At 35.7% G+C, this 18,904-nt stretch carries 27 protein-coding genes; 20 read left to right on the top strand and 7 right to left on the bottom strand.

Going from position 1 to position 18,904, the window contains the following annotated elements; genetic code table 11:
• Positions 1 to 139 precede the first annotated feature (139 nt).
• From G5A70_RS13575 to G5A70_RS13540, 8 genes are all read left to right on the top strand, one after another.
• Positions 140 to 283: a hypothetical protein gene (locus tag G5A70_RS13575; RefSeq protein WP_161206376.1), complete on the top strand. Its 144-nt coding sequence runs from the start codon at positions 140 to 142 to the stop codon at positions 281 to 283.
• A gap of 23 nt (positions 284 to 306) precedes the next feature.
• The gene (locus tag G5A70_RS13570; RefSeq protein WP_165852526.1) at positions 307 to 447 is read left to right on the top strand and encodes a hypothetical protein; all 141 of its coding nucleotides are present in this window, start codon (positions 307 to 309) and stop codon (positions 445 to 447) included.
• Positions 448 to 464: 17 nt separating this feature from the next.
• A complete protein-coding gene (locus G5A70_RS13565) occupies positions 465 to 614 on the top strand; it encodes a hypothetical protein (protein ID WP_161206377.1) in 150 nt (49 codons plus the stop codon).
• A gap of 106 nt (positions 615 to 720) precedes the next feature.
• Positions 721 to 1,419 (top strand): ABC transporter ATP-binding protein, encoded by a 699-nt coding sequence (locus tag G5A70_RS13560; RefSeq protein WP_118309293.1) that lies wholly within the window; start codon positions 721 to 723, stop codon positions 1,417 to 1,419.
• Complete coding sequence (locus G5A70_RS13555; protein ID WP_118309294.1) at positions 1,400 to 3,754, top strand: ABC transporter permease; 2,355 nt, start codon at positions 1,400 to 1,402, stop codon at positions 3,752 to 3,754. The genes G5A70_RS13560 and G5A70_RS13555 overlap by 20 nt, the downstream gene beginning before the upstream one ends.
• Before the next feature lie 111 nt (positions 3,755 to 3,865).
• The gene (locus G5A70_RS13550; RefSeq protein WP_165852525.1) at positions 3,866 to 4,009 is read left to right on the top strand and encodes a hypothetical protein; all 144 of its coding nucleotides are present in this window, start codon (positions 3,866 to 3,868) and stop codon (positions 4,007 to 4,009) included.
• Between the two features lie 39 nt (positions 4,010 to 4,048).
• Complete coding sequence (locus tag G5A70_RS13545) at positions 4,049 to 4,189, top strand: hypothetical protein (protein ID WP_161215723.1); 141 nt, start codon at positions 4,049 to 4,051, stop codon at positions 4,187 to 4,189.
• Positions 4,190 to 4,305: 116 nt separating this feature from the next.
• Entirely contained in the window at positions 4,306 to 4,443 is a 138-nt protein-coding gene (locus tag G5A70_RS13540; RefSeq protein WP_165852524.1) for a hypothetical protein, read from the top strand.
• A gap of 52 nt (positions 4,444 to 4,495) precedes the next feature.
• Here G5A70_RS13540 and G5A70_RS13535 read toward each other — a convergent pair whose 3' ends face one another.
• The gene (locus tag G5A70_RS13535) at positions 4,496 to 5,167 is read right to left on the bottom strand and encodes a winged helix-turn-helix transcriptional regulator (RefSeq protein ID WP_161215722.1); all 672 of its coding nucleotides are present in this window, start codon (positions 5,165 to 5,167) and stop codon (positions 4,496 to 4,498) included.
• Between the two features lie 212 nt (positions 5,168 to 5,379).
• Between G5A70_RS13535 and G5A70_RS13530 the strand changes: the two genes are divergently transcribed.
• The 12 genes from G5A70_RS13530 (at position 5,380) to G5A70_RS13475 (ending at position 14,214) form a co-directional block, all read left to right on the top strand.
• Positions 5,380 to 5,736 (top strand): helix-turn-helix domain-containing protein, encoded by a 357-nt coding sequence (locus G5A70_RS13530; protein WP_118309296.1) that lies wholly within the window; start codon positions 5,380 to 5,382, stop codon positions 5,734 to 5,736.
• A 72-nt stretch (positions 5,737 to 5,808) separates the two neighbouring features.
• Positions 5,809 to 6,222, top strand: coding sequence for a hypothetical protein (locus G5A70_RS13525; protein ID WP_120092701.1), 414 nt, complete (start codon positions 5,809 to 5,811; stop codon positions 6,220 to 6,222).
• A 287-nt stretch (positions 6,223 to 6,509) separates the two neighbouring features.
• The gene (gene metK, locus G5A70_RS13520) at positions 6,510 to 7,700 is read left to right on the top strand and encodes a methionine adenosyltransferase (protein ID WP_161215718.1); all 1,191 of its coding nucleotides are present in this window, start codon (positions 6,510 to 6,512) and stop codon (positions 7,698 to 7,700) included.
• A 19-nt stretch (positions 7,701 to 7,719) separates the two neighbouring features.
• Positions 7,720 to 8,739, top strand: a complete 1,020-nt coding sequence (locus G5A70_RS13515) for an alpha/beta fold hydrolase (RefSeq protein ID WP_015526822.1) — start codon at positions 7,720 to 7,722, stop codon at positions 8,737 to 8,739.
• A 55-nt stretch (positions 8,740 to 8,794) separates the two neighbouring features.
• On the top strand, positions 8,795 to 9,196 hold the full coding sequence (locus G5A70_RS13510) for a winged helix-turn-helix domain-containing protein (RefSeq protein ID WP_025579072.1): 402 nt from the start codon (positions 8,795 to 8,797) through the stop codon (positions 9,194 to 9,196).
• Between the two features lie 222 nt (positions 9,197 to 9,418).
• A complete protein-coding gene (locus G5A70_RS13505) occupies positions 9,419 to 10,075 on the top strand; it encodes a recombinase family protein (RefSeq protein ID WP_005340281.1) in 657 nt (218 codons plus the stop codon).
• A 48-nt stretch (positions 10,076 to 10,123) separates the two neighbouring features.
• The gene (locus tag G5A70_RS13500) at positions 10,124 to 10,345 is read left to right on the top strand and encodes a DUF5348 domain-containing protein (protein WP_015526823.1); all 222 of its coding nucleotides are present in this window, start codon (positions 10,124 to 10,126) and stop codon (positions 10,343 to 10,345) included.
• Between the two features lie 17 nt (positions 10,346 to 10,362).
• Positions 10,363 to 10,656: a hypothetical protein gene (locus G5A70_RS13495; protein ID WP_015526824.1), complete on the top strand. Its 294-nt coding sequence runs from the start codon at positions 10,363 to 10,365 to the stop codon at positions 10,654 to 10,656.
• Positions 10,646 to 11,341 carry a hypothetical protein gene (locus tag G5A70_RS13490; RefSeq protein WP_015526825.1) on the top strand — a complete coding sequence of 232 codons (696 nt, stop codon included), beginning with the start codon at positions 10,646 to 10,648 and terminating at the stop codon, positions 11,339 to 11,341. The genes G5A70_RS13495 and G5A70_RS13490 overlap by 11 nt, the downstream gene beginning before the upstream one ends.
• 244 nt (positions 11,342 to 11,585) lie before the next feature.
• Positions 11,586 to 12,356 carry a DUF6577 family protein gene (locus G5A70_RS13485; RefSeq protein WP_173750067.1) on the top strand — a complete coding sequence of 257 codons (771 nt, stop codon included), beginning with the start codon at positions 11,586 to 11,588 and terminating at the stop codon, positions 12,354 to 12,356.
• 3 nt (positions 12,357 to 12,359) lie between these two features.
• Positions 12,360 to 13,580 (top strand): nucleotidyl transferase AbiEii/AbiGii toxin family protein, encoded by a 1,221-nt coding sequence (locus G5A70_RS13480; RefSeq protein WP_117457422.1) that lies wholly within the window; start codon positions 12,360 to 12,362, stop codon positions 13,578 to 13,580.
• Between the two features lies 1 nt (position 13,581).
• On the top strand, positions 13,582 to 14,214 hold the full coding sequence (locus G5A70_RS13475; RefSeq protein ID WP_015526826.1) for a metallophosphoesterase: 633 nt from the start codon (positions 13,582 to 13,584) through the stop codon (positions 14,212 to 14,214).
• 50 nt (positions 14,215 to 14,264) lie between these two features.
• Here G5A70_RS13475 and G5A70_RS13470 read toward each other — a convergent pair whose 3' ends face one another.
• The 6 genes from G5A70_RS13470 to G5A70_RS13445 all read right to left on the bottom strand — a co-directional run bounded on the left by G5A70_RS13470 (position 14,265) and on the right by G5A70_RS13445 (position 18,892).
• The gene (locus G5A70_RS13470; RefSeq protein WP_015526827.1) at positions 14,265 to 14,990 is read right to left on the bottom strand and encodes a YkgJ family cysteine cluster protein; all 726 of its coding nucleotides are present in this window, start codon (positions 14,988 to 14,990) and stop codon (positions 14,265 to 14,267) included.
• Positions 14,991 to 15,030: 40 nt separating this feature from the next.
• Entirely contained in the window at positions 15,031 to 15,777 is a 747-nt protein-coding gene (locus G5A70_RS15790; protein WP_015526828.1) for an LPD11 domain-containing protein, read from the bottom strand.
• Positions 15,778 to 15,973: 196 nt separating this feature from the next.
• The gene (locus G5A70_RS13460) at positions 15,974 to 17,332 is read right to left on the bottom strand and encodes an ATP-binding protein (protein WP_015526829.1); all 1,359 of its coding nucleotides are present in this window, start codon (positions 17,330 to 17,332) and stop codon (positions 15,974 to 15,976) included.
• Positions 17,333 to 17,418: 86 nt separating this feature from the next.
• The gene (locus G5A70_RS13455; RefSeq protein ID WP_004223769.1) at positions 17,419 to 17,880 is read right to left on the bottom strand and encodes an NADAR family protein; all 462 of its coding nucleotides are present in this window, start codon (positions 17,878 to 17,880) and stop codon (positions 17,419 to 17,421) included.
• 76 nt (positions 17,881 to 17,956) lie between these two features.
• Complete coding sequence (locus tag G5A70_RS13450) at positions 17,957 to 18,202, bottom strand: hypothetical protein (protein WP_004223767.1); 246 nt, start codon at positions 18,200 to 18,202, stop codon at positions 17,957 to 17,959.
• Between the two features lie 3 nt (positions 18,203 to 18,205).
• On the bottom strand, positions 18,206 to 18,892 hold the full coding sequence (locus tag G5A70_RS13445) for a DUF3990 domain-containing protein (protein WP_015526830.1): 687 nt from the start codon (positions 18,890 to 18,892) through the stop codon (positions 18,206 to 18,208).
• Between the last annotated feature and the right edge of the window lie 12 nt (positions 18,893 to 18,904).

Here is an 18,904-nt window from a genome sequence, read left to right as displayed (position 1 = left end):
GAAGAGGAAGCAGTATCAATTTAATATAGCAATTATTTAATATTCGTTATACTAGGAAGAAAAAAGAGCAATTTAAACAAGAAATATAGATAAAAGGTGTGTGCAAGCGTATAAATATAGGCATAAGGAGGTGAGTTCTATGGAAGAATTCAATGCAGAAAGAAAATCCTCAGAACTTAGCAAAGAGGAAGTAAGTATTTATACGAATGACTGTGGTGTGACAAGGTATAATTGCGTAACAGATTGTTTTGGGGTATTAGCTTTAATTACAGAAGAGGAGTAATTTCGGAAAGGAGACAGTAGACTATGAACGAATTAAAAGAAAAAGAAGCTCAGGAATTATCAAAAGAAGAAATCAATGTTTATGCAGCAGGCTGTGGAGAAATCCAGAATCATTGTAAAAATGACTGCTTTGGTGGCGGATCTTTTCTGAATCCGGATTATTAAATAGGAGGATGGTTGTCATGGAAGAAAAGAGAATCGAAGTAACTGAAAATGAAGAGTTATTAAAAGAAGAAGTTGACATTTATGAATGGCCAGACTGCGATATCGTTCGTAAGAAATGTGAAAATGATTGTATCGGTGGCGGCGCTTTTTTAAATACAACTAAGTAATACATACAAAAATATGGAAGGCTATTCGAGAAAACAAAATCGAGTAGCCTTTCATTGATATATAGATAGATATGAATTAAAAAAAGATTTAAAAGGAGAAATAATTATGAAAGTATTGGAAGCAAGAAATATAAAAAAATATTATGGAAAGGAACCTAATATAACAAAGGCATTGGATGGAGTAGATTTTAGTGTTGAAAAGGGAGAATTTGTAGCTATTGTTGGTACATCAGGAAGTGGTAAATCTACCTTATTGAATATGTTGGGAGGATTGGATGTACCTACCTATGGGGAAATTAAAATCCAAGGAAAAAAATTGTCAGACTTAAATGATGAGCAGCTCACAATCTTTCGAAGAAGGAATATAGGCTTTATTTTTCAAAACTATAACTTACTCCCCATGTTAAATGTTTATGAGAATATAGTTTTGCCAATTGAATTAGATGGGCAGGAAGTTGATCAGATATTTTTGAACGAAATTATTAATATGCTCGGTTTAAAGGAGAAACTGAAAAGTATGCCGAATATGTTATCTGGCGGACAGCAGCAGCGTGTTGCGATTGCAAGAGCCTTGATTACGAAGCCGGCAATTATACTTGCGGATGAACCTACAGGAAATCTTGACAGCAAGACGAGTCGGGATGTACTGGAATTGATTCAAAGTACGAGTAGAAAATTTGAGCAAAGTGTTGTGATGATTACTCATAATGAGCACATTGCAGATTTAGCACAACGAATAGTGAGGATTGAAGATGGAAAATTTTTGAAAACTGGAGTTGGTGAAAATGAGAAAATCAGGGAATAAAAAAGCAATAAAAAATATTGTACAGAGAAATCTTCAGTCTGAAAAGCGAAGAAATGTTATGTTAATGATTTCTATAGCACTAGCATCATTTTTGATATGTTTTTCAGGACTTATTGCGACTTCACTGCTGGAAGTGAAGAAAAAACAGATTCAGGATACATACGAAGCAGTATATATGAATGTTTCAGAAGAAAAACTGTTAAAGCTAAGAGAAGAAACGGGATTTGAAAGAGTAGGACAATACTATATTGTTGGGGATATACCGTCTGATAAAAAATATACAGCAACTTTTTTTTACATGGATCAGCCAATGCTCTATATGATGAGAAATCAAATGAGTTTATCCAGTGGAAAAGTTCCAGAGGAAGAAAAACAGATTGCTGTATGTAAAAAATGGTTGGAAAAGTATGGAAAAGATAAAAAGGTAGGAGATAAGATCAATTTAAACACGGATCAACTATCAGGAGAATATACGATTTCAGGGATTCTTGATATGACGACTAGTGGAGAAACATTTCCATTTTTAATATCTTGGGAAAAACTGGAAAATTATGAAAACTACAATGAAGATTCCAATATGGTTTATGTGCATGTGAAGGAAAAGAATGTTGAAGATATAAAGAAATATTGCAGAGAAATTGGTGAAAAAAATAATTTACCTGTGGCATTTAATAATCCATATTTCAGGTACGTTAATCAAGTGATTTCTGCAGATCAATTAGGTATCTTAGGAATATTAATTGGACTTGTTTTGATAGGAAGCTATACTGTTATAAAAAGCATTTTCCAAATTTCCATAATTAATAAAATACAAAATTACGGACAACTTAGAACGATAGGAACGACACAAAAGCAGATAAAAAAGATTGTAAAAAAGGAAGGAAGATATTTAGGTGTTAGAGGAATACTGACAGGTATTTCATTAGCAATACTTTGTTCAGCAATAATACTAGCAAAAGGAATTAATATTGGGAATTATATTGTATGTGCAATGATAACCGTAGCTATCTGCGGCATTATTGTCAGTATATCTATAAATAAACCAATTAAAATAGCAATGAAGGCATCTCCGATGGAATCTGTGAGGATGACAGCAATTAGTAATATAAAAATATCGAAACAAGAAAAAAATAGAAAGCTTACGCCAATATCTTTGGGAATAATGAATTTTAAGAGAGAACCCAAAAAAGTATGGAGCATTGTTATATCATTAAGCCTTGGAGGAATCATTCTGCTAACGGTATCTTCAGCTTTACTTTTACAATCACCCGAAAGGATGGCACAACATTATTTTGGTGATGCTGATTATAAAATATATATAAATTCAGATAAAGAGCCGACAGAACAATTATATTCCGGGAATCCTCTTAATGATAAGCTGAAAGAAGAAATCGGTAGCATTCCAGGTATCAAAGAGATACAAACATTAAGAAAATCAGCAACCTTTACCTTTGAATATCAGGGATATGGAGGAAGAGGAATGTGTGATATGATTACCAAGCAAAATAAGAAAGAAATCGAAGATGCATTAATTGCAGGGCGAATGCCTGAAAATTCCCGTGAAATATTAGTAAAGTCTGGTTATGAAGATTTTGGGGAAGAAGTAAAAGTAGGAATGCAGTTTGAGATTTCGTTAGGAAGAGAAAAAATACCAGTAACAGTATCAGGAATTTTCCAATCAACTAAAGTTGCATCTACAAAAGGAAGTGGGCAGTTAGGATTTAATGCTGCGATGATGTGTATGACGGAAGACGCTTTTAAAGAATTATTGCCTGGAATAAATAATTTTGATTTTACATGGGTAATAAACATTGATCCGAGGGAGGAGAGCAGTGTTGATGAAAATCTTCGTAATACGATTTCACAAAACGAAGATATTGCAATCGAAAGCTTTAGCGAAAGAGTGAATAGATATGAGAAAAATAATACAATATATCTCATTTTGCAGATGATTTCCAGCCTAATTTTCCTTTTTGGTGTGATAAATTTGATCAACACGACACTGTCCAATCAATTATTCAGAAGACGTGAATATAGTGTTTTACGGTCTATAGGATTGACAGAAAAGCAGCTTTATAAAGTTATTATCGGTGAAGGTATGTGCTATTCTATCTTAAGCATTTGTATGACTTTGCTAATTGGAACTCCTATTGCAATGTTAATTTGTCGTCAAATGAGTATAAGCTGTTATGGGAAAGTGGTAGAATATTCATTTCCGTTTTTTTATATGGGTATATACGTATTGGTACTTCTGTTAATACAGGTTATATTATCTATTTACCAAATAAGAGAACAGAAGAAAAAATCCATCATTGATCAGCTAAGAATGGAATAGTTATCCAAACAGAAAGAAAAAAATGCAATCTGCACATAAAATATGGAAATGAAATTTTAAAATAGTATACTGATGTTATCAAAAAATATTAATGGGAAGGAGGGAAGGCGGATGAGGGAGCAAAGAGATGAGCAAGAGCCAAGAGAACTCTTTAATGCAGAAGTAAGCATTTATACGGATGATTGTGGAGAGATTCAATTTCATTGTTTAAATGATTGCTTGGGTGGAGGCGCTTGGCTCAATATTGAATACTAATAACAATTGAATAAGTTTATACAGAAAGGAAAATAAGACATGGAAAACGAGAGAAAAGTAAAAAATAATGAAATAGAGATAGAAGAAGTGAATGTATATACAGATGATTGTGGCACAACAAGAAAAGATTGTGTAACAGATTGTATCGGTGGAGGTGCTCTTATAACCCCTATGAACTAACATAAAGTAAGAGAGCTTTTATAGAGACGATTGAGGATTAACAAAATACCAATATTGGTGGTAGCGTTTAGATATGTGCATAATCAAAAGTACGGAATGAAACAAGGAGGATTTTTATGAACGATGTAAAATTAGAGAATGTTGAATTACAGGAAGAAGAGGTCAATATATACACTTCAGACTGTGGAGTAACAAGAAAAGCGTGTATAACGGATTGTTTTATGACGACTTGTTTAATTACTTGTGCAGAATAGATGGTGCGATAGGGAATGAGCAGCGTTATCTGTAATGGATTATGCTGCTCATTTAATATGTAATCCATATATATCCAATCCCATATATTGTCTTAATATAATGATGATTTTCAGTATCAATTCTTTGGCGTATACGGCAGATCATACTATTCAGAGAGGTTTCTTCTACATGATTCCCATTTCGATCCCATAGTGAATATAAAAGATGTTGTCTGGTTAAAACAGTGTTTGGATTTAGAGAGAGTAGTTTGAGCAGCTTAAATTCCAGTGGAGTAAAGGAAGTAGAAATCCCGTCAATCACTGCGGTTAAGGAGTCAAAATTTAAAGTTATATGGCTGTCTTCGTACTGTGTGGTTAGATGATAGTTGGTAAATAAGATATCCAATTTTTTCATTAAAAGTGCTGGTGATGAGAGAGTCGAATATAAATGATCATTAGCACCGGCTTCGTAGAAATCCAAAATTATTTGTTCTGGAATATTAGTAGGACATAAAAACAGAACAATGATGTTTGGGGAGCATTTTTTTGCAGCTTTACTTATGGTAAGGCTGTATTTATGTAACAGTGTGAAATCCAGGATTAAAGCATTATAAGAGTTAAAGGATATGCTACTAATTTGCTTTGGTACAGCGGAAATAAAATCGGTATGATAATTTTGCTTTAAGATATTCTCCAGATTTTTCCCCAAGACGGACGGGTTGCCAATCAATAATAGTTTTTTCATAAGCATTTCTCCTCCCCTATAAGCACTAGTATATTTAAAAGAAAAGAAGTTGTAATATTGTTTGTATAGATTGACTTTTTTTCGGTATAGATGTATAGAAATGATGATAGTAATACTACGATATACCACGATACATAGTAGTAATACTCTTAAATGAAGTAAAATACAGGTGTATTTAAGTGTAAAATGAGTGTATCGGGAGGTGTACGCTTGTGAATCGAATATCTGAATTAAGAAAAAAATTAGGCCTGACTCAGACAAGGTTAGGGGAAGAAATAGGAGTCAGTCAGCAGACAATTAGTAAGTATGAAAAGGTAGACGAGAATATTTCTGGTGATATGTTGCTTGCATTATCCAAATTCTTTAAAGTCCCAGTTGATTATATATTGAGAAAAGATGAAGAAGAACAGCAGAGAGAACAGGATAATAAAAGAGAAATTATGGAGTTGTATAGAGATATGGACCAGTACAATAGAGATACCTGGATTATTATAGGAAAGCGTTTATTGGGCGGTCAGTTACACAAATACAATGAAGATAGTATCATAGAAAAAAGGCTAAAGGAATAATTTAATAAGATTTCTGCAATAATTCGGCTGTATACTTAAAGTATAACGATAAATGATATGAGGAGGCAGAGAATGGGAGAATTATTATACTTTAAGAATTGTGAGGAAAGAAAAAAAGCAGAGGAATTGTTAAAGAAATATTGGCCGGAAGCGTCCTTTGTAGTCATGCGATTAGATATGCAAAATACAATAGAAGAAGAAAGAGTTCATTTCGGAAAATGGGATATTGAATTTAAAAAGAAAAGGATGATTTATGATGGAACGGAAATTATAATTACTGATCTGCAATGGGATATTTTAGAACTTTTGATGAGTGATTCAGAGTTGAGTTTTTCGATTAAAGAAATTGCATACGCTACGAACATTGAAGTGTATGAAGCTCAAATATATGTGGAAGAGTTATTAAAAACAATAAAGGAACAAACGGGTTCTGCAATAGTACAAAAGAATGAAGAAAGATACTCATTTGTGGAAATTACAGATTAAGTGATGGAGAAAAAGCAGTGGATTTACACTGTTTTTTTTATGTGGAGAATGATAGTAGTATCAATACTGCCATGAAGGTGTAAGCGATTAAATAACCAGTCTTGCTAATATTTTGATTTAATTAGATGGATATGTTATTTCATAGAAGAATAGCAAAGTCATTTGGTTTAAAGATAAAACCAACCGGACAGAAAAAAGTACAATGTAGACAAAAAATATAGTAATCATAGTAAAGATATTTTATGTTATTGACAAATATGAAATATTGATACAAAGGAGAATTTACTATGGAGAAAAGATTATTTACCTCAGAATCGGTAACAGAAGGACATCCGGACAAAATTTGTGATGCCATATCAGACGCCATATTGGATGCTCTTATGGAGAAGGATCCGATGAGCAGAGTGGCCTGTGAGACTGCAATTACAACGGGTATGGTATTAGTGATGGGAGAAATCACGACCAATGCGTATATAGATATGCAGCAGGTGGTAAGAGAAACGATTAAAGAAATTGGTTATGACAACGGAGATTATGGATTTGATGCACATACCTGTGCCGTCTTAACGGCAATTGATGAGCAGTCAGCAGATATTGCTTTGGGTGTGAATAAGGCATTGGAAGCAAAAGAACACAAAATGTCAGAAGAAGAGCTTGATGCAATTGGTGCTGGGGATCAGGGTATGATGTTTGGTTACGCATGTGACGAAACGAATGAATTTATGCCATATCCAATTTCACTGGCACACAAATTGACTCGGCAGCTTACGCAGGTCCGTAAAGATGGTTTGTTGAATTATTTAAGACCGGACGGTAAGAGTCAGGTTACTGTAGAATATGACGAAGCAGGTATTCCGCACCGGTTGGATGCAGTGGTTCTGTCAACACAGCATGATCCAGATGTGACACAGGAGCAGATCCACGAAGATATAAAAAAATATGTATTGGAACCGATTATTCCAACAGAACTGGTAGATGAGAATACAAAATTTTTCATCAATCCAACAGGGCGTTTTGTCATCGGTGGTCCTCACGGAGATAGTGGTGTAACAGGACGCAAGATTATTGTAGATACCTATGGTGGTATGGCACGGCATGGCGGCGGAGCTTTTTCTGGAAAAGACTGTACGAAAGTAGATCGTTCTGCATCTTATGCTGCTCGTTATGTTGCGAAGAATATTGTGGCTGCAGGTCTAGCAAAAAAATGTGAAATTCAGTTGTCTTACGCAATTGGGGTGGCTCATCCGACCTCTATTATGGTAGACACCTTTGGAACCGGGAAAATTTCAGATGAGAGTCTGGTAGATATGATAAGAAAAGAATTTGATCTGCGACCAGCAGGAATCATTCAGACGTTGAATCTCCGCCGTCCAATCTATAAACAGACGGCAGCCTATGGACATTTTGGAAGAAATGATCTCAACCTTCCATGGGAAAGATTAGACAAGGTAGAAGAACTGAAAAAATATTTGAAATAATTTACTTAGGAGGGAGCGTATGAGAAGATACAAAAAGCAAATCTCAAGAATTGTGACGGTTGCGATGCTGTTTGCATTTTTGGTAGGGAATTCTAATATGGTATATGCTATGGGAGCAACACAAGTTGGATATGCGAGTAAATATATCACGGTGAAAGGGAATAATATGCATCTTGCTTTGTATGGAAAATTGGATGCAAGTGGAGAAACATTTGCAGATGAAGGAAAAACCACATTGGTGATGATGCCGGCTCTGGGAGTTCCATCACCGCATATCTACTTCAAACCTCTGGCACAATCTTTAGATGAGAGTTTTAACATAGTGATTGTAGAGCCGTTTGGATATGGGCTTAGTGATGTTGCAGCAACGGATCGAACTGTAGATAATATCAATAGTGAATTGAATGCTGCACTGGACACCATGGGAATTAAGCAGTGTGTATTGCTGGTACATTCGATTTCTGGAGTATATGGACTCAACTTTGTACAGAATTATCCCGAAAAAGTAAAAGGTTTCATTGCTGTTGATAATACGGTATATGATGAAGAACTGGCAGAGGCTATGGAAATGGAAAAGAAATATATGCTGCAGGGAATTGATGAATTTCAGAAAATCAAGAATTCTTTTTCTTCTTTGGAAGAATTCCAGATGGCACTGAAAACAGATCCAGATAAATATGGGGCAGCATTACCACAGGTTTCCGGGTACACTTATACGGAGAGTGATAGGGAGGAATACATTCAGGCATATTCTTTAAGCAGCAACGATACGATTAGAAATGAAGTGAACGGGATGGATCAATCATTACTCTCTATAAAGAATAAAAAATTCCCATCGGCACTTCCTGTATTAACCATGATTTCTTCAGAGAATGTACAAAATGTTCCGGCATGGGAGACTGCTCATAGAAATCAATTGGATTTAGAATCTGGTAATCACCAGTTATATATTGTAAATGGAGGACATTATATCTGGTATACCAATTTAACGCAGGTTGTCCAGCTTATCGATGAATGGAGAATAGAGAATCATTTTTAAAAGGAATCTGTGTGATGAGATTTCTAAATAAGAGAAAACAGAAGGGAAGTGTAGCTTGGGGAAAGTAACTATTTCAACTGTATTGGGATACAAAGAATATGTAGTGGAAAATATAAAAAACATCCGGGGAGAGGATGAAGAAAATTCCGATTTTAGGATTTATCCGGATTATCATAAGATTTATAGAGGACAGACGGAGATCGTCTTAACGAAAGCAGAGTATGAATTGTTTATGCTTTTGTCAGGGAGACCAGGTGTGATATTTACCAAAGAAAAAATTTTTGAGATTCTTTATAACGAGGAATTGCCGGAAAGCATTGATAATATTGTGTACTGTCTGGTATCCAGTATGAGAAAGAAAATTGAACCGGAGCTAAAGCAGTGCCGCTATATTAAAACAGTGAGAGGTGTAGGATATAAGTTTGAAGGAAAAAAGATGGACATCTTTCCAGAATAGTTGATCTGAAGACAGAGGAAATTTTTAAAAACCTCTGTCTTTTTTTGTTGCTTTTTTATGCCATCTTGCGTACAGAAGTAGTGAAAGTCACCTCCCAAAAAGTATGCTTTTTGATGGGAGATGTAATAGGCTATTTTTTTATTTCCAAAAAGTATATAAGAAAGTTTTGAGATATGCCAAAATATTTTAAGACTTTTTGGGAATGTATAAAGGGGGATACGTATGGCATATTATGGGTATCACAGAATCAGTACTAAGGAACAACACTTGGACCGAGGTATTATAGAAATAAAGAGGTTCTGTGAAAATCAGAAAATTAAACTGGAAAGTATTTTTACAGATAAGATAACCGGTAAAAATTTTGACAGACCACGTTATACCGTTCTTGTGGAAGATGTTTTACGGGTAGGGGATACCCTGATTATTACAGAGCTGGACAGACTTGGCAGGAACAAGCAGGAGATTTTAAAGCAGCTACGTTTTTTAGAAGAAAAAGGGGTTCGGGTAATGGTATTGGAACTTCCTACCACGTTGTTTGACCTGTCTCAGATGGAAAATAATCTGGCAAAGATGATGATAGAAACAATCAATAATATGATGATTGAACTCTATGCATCCATGGCACAGGCAGAGATGGAGAAAAAGGAGAAGCGACAAAAGGAAGGTATGGAGGCAAAAAGGCTTCGGGGTGAATGGGATGAAGTAGGAAGACCACGGGCTATAGAACAGGAAAAGTTTAACCAGGAATTTATGAGGGTGGTACAAAAGAAGGTAACACCGACACAACTGCAGCGGGAGTTGGGGTTAACTTCTTCTACCTATTATCGGTATCGGAAAAACTTTTATGAAATTTTTCCGGAATTTCTTCAATCTGTATAGAGATGAGGTAATTACTAAGTAAAAGAAAAATTTAAGGAGGCAGATATTATGAGTGAACACAGAGAAGGTACATTGTTTTATGATACTGAAACAGGGAGGTATGATATACGTTTTGATTTGGAATCTTTTTATGGAGGACTACATTGCGGGGAATGTTTTGATGTAAAGGTGAAAAATGTTTGGGTTCCGGTCCGAATTGAAATGGGAGATGACTGGTATCTGGTTGGACTGAACGTGTCGAGATTAGATGGATTGAGAGTACGTATGTAAATAGGAGGATAAGCCTGATGAGGGGAAGCACAATGAGAGAAAGTGTTACGGATGTTCGCATTATACTGGAATGCTTACAGGAAGCATATCAAATGGAAGGAGATATGGTACGATCCGGGAAAAATATTCATGCGACTATGATATATCCATTTGTCCGTATGCTGCAGGAAAAGTGTAGAGATTTAACAGAGGAACAGATACATAAGACACTTTGGAAAGAATATGAGATTTCAGGGGCAGACAGGATGTTTGTGGAGAGGGCTTCAAAGATTTTAGAGCCATACGAAGGAGAATCTGAAGATGAGAAATAGTACAATGGAATATAAAGTAAATCAAGCCTATGAAGAACTAAAGCGTTTAATACAGTGGAATCCGGATAGTGAAGAAAAATTTTTACAGAAAATGGTATGTTTATTGTTACCTGGACAAAGAAAATGTTGGTCAGAGGCTATCCGTGATTTGAGGCAATCTTTTGAAGCTGAGCAGGGGATGATATTTGTTGAAAAATACAGAGGAAAACTGGAATGGCTGAATAGCATATCTTTGGCAGAACTACAAAGAAAGATAGGAGAAATTTATTTTGTTGATCATTACAAGATGATAGCAGATCAATTCCTATATAAAAAGGATTTTGAAACTTCCTTATTTTTGAGAATTGCAATGGAAACAGGGATAAGAAGTGCAGATATTCCATGTATAGAATGGTCCTGTATGCATGGAAAAACTATTATTTTGGAAGAAACCAAAAGAGGAGATTTGTATAAAAAAGTTAATGGAACGTTTCCTAAGATTTCAACTCAGTCGTTACGGATTATGAAGTTATTGCACAGGAAGCAAGGGAAAATATTCACAAAATCAAACGAGTACTATGTTCGCAAAATTTCTTGTGCTTGGGGAATGCCTGGGTTTCGTATCCATAGTTTTCGGGATTATAGGAGAAAGATAGAAATGGGAATTACAGCAGGAGTACAAGTTCCAAGGATCATTCCATTATAAAGAATAGGCTGGATTGGAAAACGTTATAGGATGCTATATGAGCTGCTGTTGCAGTTCTAGTGAGTTTCAATAAAAATACGCAAATATAGTATTTGCGTATTTTTTATTGAAATTACAAATATATTTGCAAATAGATTGAATTATAAATAAAAACAATAAAATAAACGCAAATATAAACTTTGCGTTTATTTTATTGTTTTTATAGGTGCTATGTGATATACTACGAAAAGAAAGTAGGTGTAGTATGAATAGCAAAACAGCATTAGAAAAAAAATACGAGATAATCAAACAAAATCTTGGGAATCAAACTACCTTTTATACAGATGAAGTAATTCCCCTTTTCCCGGAGTTAAAAAAGTCTACTTTATATTGGAATCTTTCTAAATTAGTAGAGGCGGGTTACATTAAGAGAGTGCGAAACGGTGTATTTTCCTTCAATGATTTGAAAGGCAGACAGGGAATTATTTTATGTGAAACAGCCCAAAAATTGAAAAATTACATGGATGAACTGGGATTTTATTATTATATATCCGGTTTGGATATTTTGGCAAAATATATGTTACACATACCAGAACAATATCCTGTCATTGCATTTATTGAAAAAGCAGCAAAAGAGGAAATATATAACAATTTATTAGCAGAAGAATTTGAGGTGATAGAACCACAATACACGAAAAAAATGTATGAAGATGCTATGTTTTCAGGTAGCCATAATATGCAGGTGATTTTATACACAACGGAGGATTTTCAGTACAGTAGTGAAGGTCTGGCAAGTATAGAGAAGGCTTTTGCAGATCTTTATTTTGCAATAACGAGAAACGGATATCCACTATCATTGCAAGAATTGGTAAGAATTTATCAGAATCTCAGCAGATTGGGAAATATAGATAAAAAGAAGCTGATAACAGTAGCATCAAGAAGGAATATACAATATGATATTCGCTTTATCGTTGAAAATCGGTTTATTACAGATTCGGCAATAGAGTTTGGAAAAATACTTAGAAGGGAAGAATAAAATTTGGATTACAAAAAGTTATTTCATAAAGAGGAAGCATTTCAGAGAGAAACCTTTCAGAAGAGAATGGAAGAATTTGGGTTTAAAAATATGGCGAGAATGGAACTGTTTTTATGGGATCTTGAATTATTCTTGCATATTCAGAAAATACTAGGAGATAAAATAATATTGAAAGGTGGTGCAGCCACGCAGTTTTATCTGCCAAGGGATGCTCAAAGAACAAGTGTAGACATTGATATGTTATTTTTTGGAACAGAAGAGGAAATAAAGAAAACATTGAGGAAAATCGAAGAATATTTGGGGACAGAAGACGAATTGTTTTACTTTCATAAACATAGCCCTAAGAATCCGAAAACAAATCTTCCATTACATACATATTACACGAAAGTTCCTTCTGTACTATCCAATGCAGAACGTAATATGGAGAGAGAGAGTATTCCCTATCAGGAATTAAAAATAGAATTTATTCTCCAGCCAGAAAAATGGGAATATGAAAGAAGAACGGGAGAAAACATATTTGCGGTAAACAGTTCATGGAACTATCAGATCCTTCCATTGAATTATTTATTTGCGGATAAGCTCACCACATTAGGTTGTAATACGATTGGCGTACAAAATGAAAGGCTGGATGAACAGGTGAAGCAGTTCTATGATATTATGATGTTGTCCAGAAACTGTATATCCGAGATGCAATGCTCTGTTGTGAAAGAAAAGTATTTAAAACGGGCAGAACAAGAATGGAATACAAGGAAGATTACACTGGGGAGCACGCTGGAGGGAAGAGATTATGAACCTAAATATATCGTAAAAGATGTTGAGAAACAGCTTTTGCGTTATCAACAAGCCGATAGCGGTGAAGATGCAGAATTGAAAAAGTTTATTAATGATTTTCATTCGTTATATTTAAACAGGAAAGTGCAGTATGATCCCAAAACGGTTGCCTGCGGAGCATCCCTGGTTCGCTTGATGTATGAACTGATGATTTCAGGCATGGGTTGGGATAAGGTAAAACAGGCATTAGAGATTGAAAAAAAATTAGGTATGGAGCATTTATCGGGACCAGAAAAAGGACAAAAAATTCGTAAACTCAGAAATCAGTTTATTCAGGAATTTGGTAAAGATTCGGTAATCCCGGCATCAACTTTGAAAGGGAAAGATTTAAAAAGAGTGTTCTGGGCAGTTGTAAATATTGATAATTTAAACAAGATTGAGGGAATGATATAAAATGAGATATTATATTGCAGATTTACATTTCTTTCATGAAAATTTGAATACAAAAATGGATAAACGTGGATTTGCAAATGTAAATGCAATGAATGATTATATGCTGAAACAGTGGAATAGTAAAGTGCGTAATAGGGATGAAGTTGTTATCTTAGGGGATTTATCATGGGGGAAATCTGAAGAAACAAACCAGTTGCTTCAGAAATTGAACGGACGTCTATATCTGATACAGGGAAACCATGACCACTATGTCAAGGATCCAAACTTCGACAGTTCACGCTTTGAGTGGATTAAAATGTATGAGGAACTTAGCGATAATAAGAGAAAAGTGATACTTTGTCATTATCCTATTATGTGTTATAACGGACAGTATAAATTGAATGCAGAAGGAAACCCAAAAACCTATATGTTGTATGGACATGTACACGATACGCAGGATCAGAGATTGCTGGAAAGATTTCAAGGAATCACATCTGAAACAACATTTCTGAATACACAGGGGGAAACACAGCATATTCCATGTAATATGATTAACTGTTTTTGTATGTATTCAAATTATCAGCCGCTTACTTTGGATGAATGGATTGCGTGTGATAAGAACAGGAAACAAAAGAGCTGCCAGAATGTAAAGTGATATGAAAAAGAGCCGTCCAAAACTGGTCGGCTCAAAGTATTTATAGTTGTTTATGATTTCTTAGGAATGTCAACAGTTCCTAGTGTTTCAATTAAGGATAGGATTGCATCTGAATTTTGCTGAAATTGCGTTTGAAAATCTTCTGTAATATCATAGTTCAGATACAGAGTTATCAAAGTAGCATTCCATATTGAAATCATGGTCTTTTCTGATATGTGTTCTTCCAGAAATTGTAGATGTTTGCAGAGTGTTGCCTGTGTTCTTGTCCATGTAAAGAAATAGTCATCTTTTAGTGGAATGTTAAAACTACGAAACCATTCCCGGACGGTATGTGTTTCGATTCCGTCTCCGCACTCAGGATTATTAAAGATATATCCAACAGACAGTTCTTCTGGATTTTTCGGAAAACTATCATCCGCAGAAAGGGTAAGATACCGACCAATCGGAAACATGGCACAGACAGTCGGTTTTACATCATGAACCAAACATTTCTGATCCTTTAATAAAGGGCAGCGTTTGACACTTCCTTGTGGTCTCAGGCGGACTATCGGGAAACGGGAGTTACATCCAATATAAGTTTCACAATATTGTTCCAAGGCTTCCGCTGGTGTAATTTGAAATTTTTTTGCTATGTTAAACAGATCTTTCGGGGATAAGAGAATATCCTCCCGGTGAATGCAGCACTTTCCGCATTGGGTACAGTGAAATGTAAATGTATCATCGAGACCGATTTCTTCATATCCTAATTGTTCTTTTAGTTCTTTTATTGAATTCATAATCATTCTCCTTAAAAAAAATATTTTTATGGCGGTTCTATTATTTTGTGTCTGAACACATTGCTTTTTCGTATTCTAGGATTTGTTTCCATGTCAACCATTCTGGTTTCCCATCATCCGGAAATTCATTCCAGAGTTTTTTCATGGCGGCAATTTGTTTGCTTTCATTGTGATAGTACAGATGTCCAGTACAACGGTTTCCGTAATTCAAGTAATACTCACAGTCGCTTTGTAAACGACTAAGCATCATGTACTGAAATTCATAAGGATTTTTCGGTTTATCTGTTAAAATTCTAAATGGTTTCCGGATAGGCATATCCGGTTCTCCATCAAATTCATTTCCGACTGCAGAGTGCAGATGAGGAATTTCAAAGTCACCAAGTTCTACATCTTTCCACAACTTCCCATATTGATCCTGGTATACCGGGCGAGCCCATTCGTCTGTACCAATATAATGAAGAAGACGAGAGGGTTCTTCTGGAATAGAAATCAGTTCATCCGGGGACATAATCACTTCATCCAAAGCAAGATCATCCAGTTTTTTTGGCATATTGTAAAGAGAAGAAAAGCGTTCCTCTAGTTTCCGAATGTCTGCTTCAGACTCAGGAAAATCAAAGCAACAGTGAATATCAGGAGTCAGATTGTCGGTTTCTTTATCTTCGCCGGTATGAATTTCCAAAATAACACCATCCAATCCTGCATAATCGCTGGCATCGGTTGTCCGCACACGTTGTCCAGGTTTGAAGATGACATCTCCCCATTGTAATTCAGTTGTTGTATTGTTCATGTAATTCTTCCTTTCTTGATGGGAATTGGCATTGACAAAAGAGGGAATAGAATAAATCCATACCCCTTTTCCGTAACATCACATCTATGCCAATTCTCATAAATTCATAAATTTTCACTAATTCAGTGCTGTGTTTTTCGTGATCCTTCTAAATAAAAAGAGACCACTCGCAAGTAGTCTCTTCGTAAACATAAATTTAATTAAACTTGTATTGTTCCAATAAATAAATAGGCAGTGTTTCTGTTTTTCCGTCTATTCCTCCTTTGGTTGCCCCTTTTAAATAAAGAAGCTTATCTGCTTTTCCCTGAGCCAGAGCTTTCTGGGCAGTGGAAGCAGTCCCTTTTCCGGCTTTTACTTCTATTAAATATCGGGTGGAAGAAGATAGGCTTTGTGCCAAAAAATCAATTTCTCCGCCTCGGTAAGTAGCAAAAGCTGGGGTTTCAAAGGAAATTTCCGGTGGAAAATCCTGGCGTTTCTTCAGGTTGATATAGACATAATTTTCATTTAATGTGCCTGCAAGTACACGGGAATCGGTACCGGTACGTGTCAGATAATAATTTGCCAGCCCCATATCCATGAAGTAGCAGCGGCTTGCAGACTTAAAATCCAGAATGTCCATTTCTGTTATTTTTGCACAGAATCCAATGATTCCAGAAAAGTACAGCCAGCTAATGGCACGGTTGCAGGTAGCCTTTGAAATATTGCTGGAGTAGTCTTTGGTTACCAGTTTTTGCAATTCTTCACTGATGCTGTCTTCTGAAAATCCTTTCTTTTCACGATTTAAAATACGGCAGATGGAAAAGAAAATATGGGTAAACACTTTGGTATACAAAATATCCGTAAAATAGCGAATGGATTCATTGGTAAAGGTATCAATGATTTTTACGAGTTCGCCTTGAGCTTTTACGATGTTCCGGTTTTCCAGATAGTTTTCGACCACTTTGGGATAGCCACCAATCTGGCAGTACAGCTCATAGGTTTCCTTTAAGCGATTATAGACTTCTGCTTCAGAGGAAACAAGAGATATTTTTTTGTAATCGCCATACAGATTCTGATCATAGGCCATCAAAAACTCCTCAAAAGAAAGCGTATAGATGGTGAGTTTGGTGACATCGCCGCTGGAATAACGGAATTCTGGATCATAAATCCGTCCAAGGTAGCTTCCTGTGATGATGAAATGGGCTTTAAAGTGACGTGTAAACTCCCGGATACGGTTATAAATTTCGGAAGACTCCTGGATTTCGTCAATAATGATGACGGTATCTTCAGAATCAATAAAGTCCGGTTCATATAACTGGAAGGCATCGTGGAGAGGATGCTCCCGCCGTTTTGTTCCAGGTGTCCAGTCGGTTGCCTGTTTATAACATTCCATAAACTGTTTGCCGCTTAATTCAAACAGGTTAATATAAATTTTGTGTTTGTAGTTTTCGTCAGCGAATTTCTGTATCAGGTAGGTTTTTCCAACCTGACGGGCTCCACCGACTTCCAGGGTACTATGACCTCCTTCATTTTTCCAATCCAGAAGACGGTCATAGACAAAACGCTTCAGATACATAAGCACAAATCCTTTCTTTAAAATCTATCTTTCATTATAGCAAAATATTTGCAGTTCATACAGTGCAAAATTGGATAAATTATGTTTTAACATTCAAATTGAAGCTTTGCACGTATATCCATAAGAATTTTGCCCAGATGATTTTCGCCATGACCATTTACAGAACCCCAAAAGTAATCTCCCCAGTTGTTTCCTTCAACAAGGTGACAATTCCCAGTAGCAAGTAATGCTTTACATAGGGTAGGATTCTGCATGAATTTGCACATACAAATTTCATACATGTACATAAGCTTTACACTTTCCCAGTCTGAACGGAGCTGCACTTCTCTTCCCAGTTTTTTTGCATCTTTTGGATTCCTTAATTTGGTAAATTGAAGCTGTTCTTTAGGGGAAATGGTCTTTTGTGCCTGGAAAGCAGCCTCATTATTTGCATACCAGTAGCCCCGGTAATATATCCGGGAAGGATAGAAGTTACTAAGAAAAGCGTATGCTCCATGAAAGTGGTCAATTGTTTGCTGGTAATGATTCGAATAGGTATTAATATACATGTAATCCCTTCTTTCTTATACAAAAAAGGAACCGCTTATGGTAAGCAGTTCCTTCTTAAACATATTTTTTTGTTTGTTATTTGTTTATTTGTGCTTCTTCTTGTTCTTCGTAATAGCGGTCTGCAATATAGCCGGCAGATTCCGCCCAAAGAGTATTTTCTGTATTTTGTAGGGCCTTGTAAGTTTTTGAATGATAAAATTTGCCCATGGCATCCGGAAAGGAAAGATTACTCTTTTCCATAATAATATCGATAACATCCCGGATCTGAATATACAGATTCATTGAAATATCTTTTCCGTTAAAAAAATATTTACCTTCCATGTTTTACACATCCTTTCGAGATTCCAATACCAGATGTTCAAGAGCAAGTGGGGTGTGAAAGGAAACCTGATTATTAACCTTATTATACCGAAGCCTTGTAACCGCTTCATCCACGCTCAAGATACCGGACAAATAAAGTTGTACAGTTTCCATGGTATTATCATCCGCAACAGGCCCAATTACAACATCATAGTGATGCTGGATATCGCCGACAGTACGGTTGAGTTTGACAAACTCCAACCATTCCTTGTCCAAGGTGGCAAAATGTTTGATTTTTAGTTCCTCGGATTGCTGGAAGATATACCGATACACATATTTGCCGCCAGTATGAGTACGCAAGTACAGGCGGTTCGCCCATTCATTTGCCTGCTGTTCGAGAACTGTGCAATAAAATCCACGACCAAAATCACGACGGTTATGTGATTTGTTCAAATCGATTTTATCAAATGCAATATTGGAGCCATGGAAAAGAACAAGCGTGGGCGTATCTTCTTCTATAATATCTTCTACGTATTGAAAAGTATCATGAATATCTAATTGGTGCAACGTTTCGTGTTGTACCAGTATTTTTTCAAATACTTGATGTTTGTAGAAAATATTAAAGGCATCGTCTTCTGATATTTGGTGCTTTTTAGCATAATATTCCAGTGCTTCAATTGATAGCATCTCTATATCTGATTGAATACTCATATACGTTATCCC

The sequence above is a fragment of the Blautia hansenii genome (assembly GCF_013304445.1).
In the GTDB taxonomy this organism is placed as follows: Bacteria; Bacillota; Clostridia; order Lachnospirales; family Lachnospiraceae; genus Blautia.
Note: the sequence above shows the minus strand (reverse complement) of the source record. Positions and strands in the feature narration are given on the sequence as shown.

Bases quoted from the DNA above. Each gene is read 5' to 3' on its own strand.
- G5A70_RS13575 (WP_161206376.1), top strand. From the start codon at position 140: ATGGAAGAATTCAATGCAGAAAGAAAATCCTCAGAACTTAGCAAAGAG.
- G5A70_RS13570 (WP_165852526.1), top strand. From the start codon at position 307: ATGAACGAATTAAAAGAAAAAGAAGCTCAGGAATTATCAAAAGAAGAA.
- G5A70_RS13565 (WP_161206377.1), top strand. From the start codon at position 465: ATGGAAGAAAAGAGAATCGAAGTAACTGAAAATGAAGAGTTATTAAAA.
- G5A70_RS13560 (WP_118309293.1), top strand. From the start codon at position 721: ATGAAAGTATTGGAAGCAAGAAATATAAAAAAATATTATGGAAAGGAA.
- G5A70_RS13555 (WP_118309294.1), top strand. From the start codon at position 1,400: ATGAGAAAATCAGGGAATAAAAAAGCAATAAAAAATATTGTACAGAGA.
- G5A70_RS13550 (WP_165852525.1), top strand. From the start codon at position 3,866: ATGAGGGAGCAAAGAGATGAGCAAGAGCCAAGAGAACTCTTTAATGCA.
- G5A70_RS13545 (WP_161215723.1), top strand. From the start codon at position 4,049: ATGGAAAACGAGAGAAAAGTAAAAAATAATGAAATAGAGATAGAAGAA.
- G5A70_RS13540 (WP_165852524.1), top strand. From the start codon at position 4,306: ATGAACGATGTAAAATTAGAGAATGTTGAATTACAGGAAGAAGAGGTC.
- G5A70_RS13535 (WP_161215722.1), bottom strand. From the start codon at position 5,167: ATGAAAAAACTATTATTGATTGGCAACCCGTCCGTCTTGGGGAAAAAT.
- G5A70_RS13525 (WP_120092701.1), top strand. From the start codon at position 5,809: ATGGGAGAATTATTATACTTTAAGAATTGTGAGGAAAGAAAAAAAGCA.
- metK (WP_161215718.1), top strand. From the start codon at position 6,510: ATGGAGAAAAGATTATTTACCTCAGAATCGGTAACAGAAGGACATCCG.
- G5A70_RS13515 (WP_015526822.1), top strand. From the start codon at position 7,720: ATGAGAAGATACAAAAAGCAAATCTCAAGAATTGTGACGGTTGCGATG.
- G5A70_RS13505 (WP_005340281.1), top strand. From the start codon at position 9,419: ATGGCATATTATGGGTATCACAGAATCAGTACTAAGGAACAACACTTG.
- G5A70_RS13500 (WP_015526823.1), top strand. From the start codon at position 10,124: ATGAGTGAACACAGAGAAGGTACATTGTTTTATGATACTGAAACAGGG.
- G5A70_RS13495 (WP_015526824.1), top strand. From the start codon at position 10,363: ATGAGGGGAAGCACAATGAGAGAAAGTGTTACGGATGTTCGCATTATA.
- G5A70_RS13490 (WP_015526825.1), top strand. From the start codon at position 10,646: ATGAGAAATAGTACAATGGAATATAAAGTAAATCAAGCCTATGAAGAA.
- G5A70_RS13485 (WP_173750067.1), top strand. From the start codon at position 11,586: ATGAATAGCAAAACAGCATTAGAAAAAAAATACGAGATAATCAAACAA.
- G5A70_RS13475 (WP_015526826.1), top strand. From the start codon at position 13,582: ATGAGATATTATATTGCAGATTTACATTTCTTTCATGAAAATTTGAAT.
- G5A70_RS13470 (WP_015526827.1), bottom strand. From the start codon at position 14,990: ATGAATTCAATAAAAGAACTAAAAGAACAATTAGGATATGAAGAAATC.
- G5A70_RS15790 (WP_015526828.1), bottom strand. From the start codon at position 15,777: ATGAACAATACAACAACTGAATTACAATGGGGAGATGTCATCTTCAAA.
- G5A70_RS13460 (WP_015526829.1), bottom strand. From the start codon at position 17,332: ATGTATCTGAAGCGTTTTGTCTATGACCGTCTTCTGGATTGGAAAAAT.
- G5A70_RS13455 (WP_004223769.1), bottom strand. From the start codon at position 17,880: ATGTATATTAATACCTATTCGAATCATTACCAGCAAACAATTGACCAC.
- G5A70_RS13450 (WP_004223767.1), bottom strand. From the start codon at position 18,202: ATGGAAGGTAAATATTTTTTTAACGGAAAAGATATTTCAATGAATCTG.
- G5A70_RS13445 (WP_015526830.1), bottom strand. From the start codon at position 18,892: ATGAGTATTCAATCAGATATAGAGATGCTATCAATTGAAGCACTGGAA.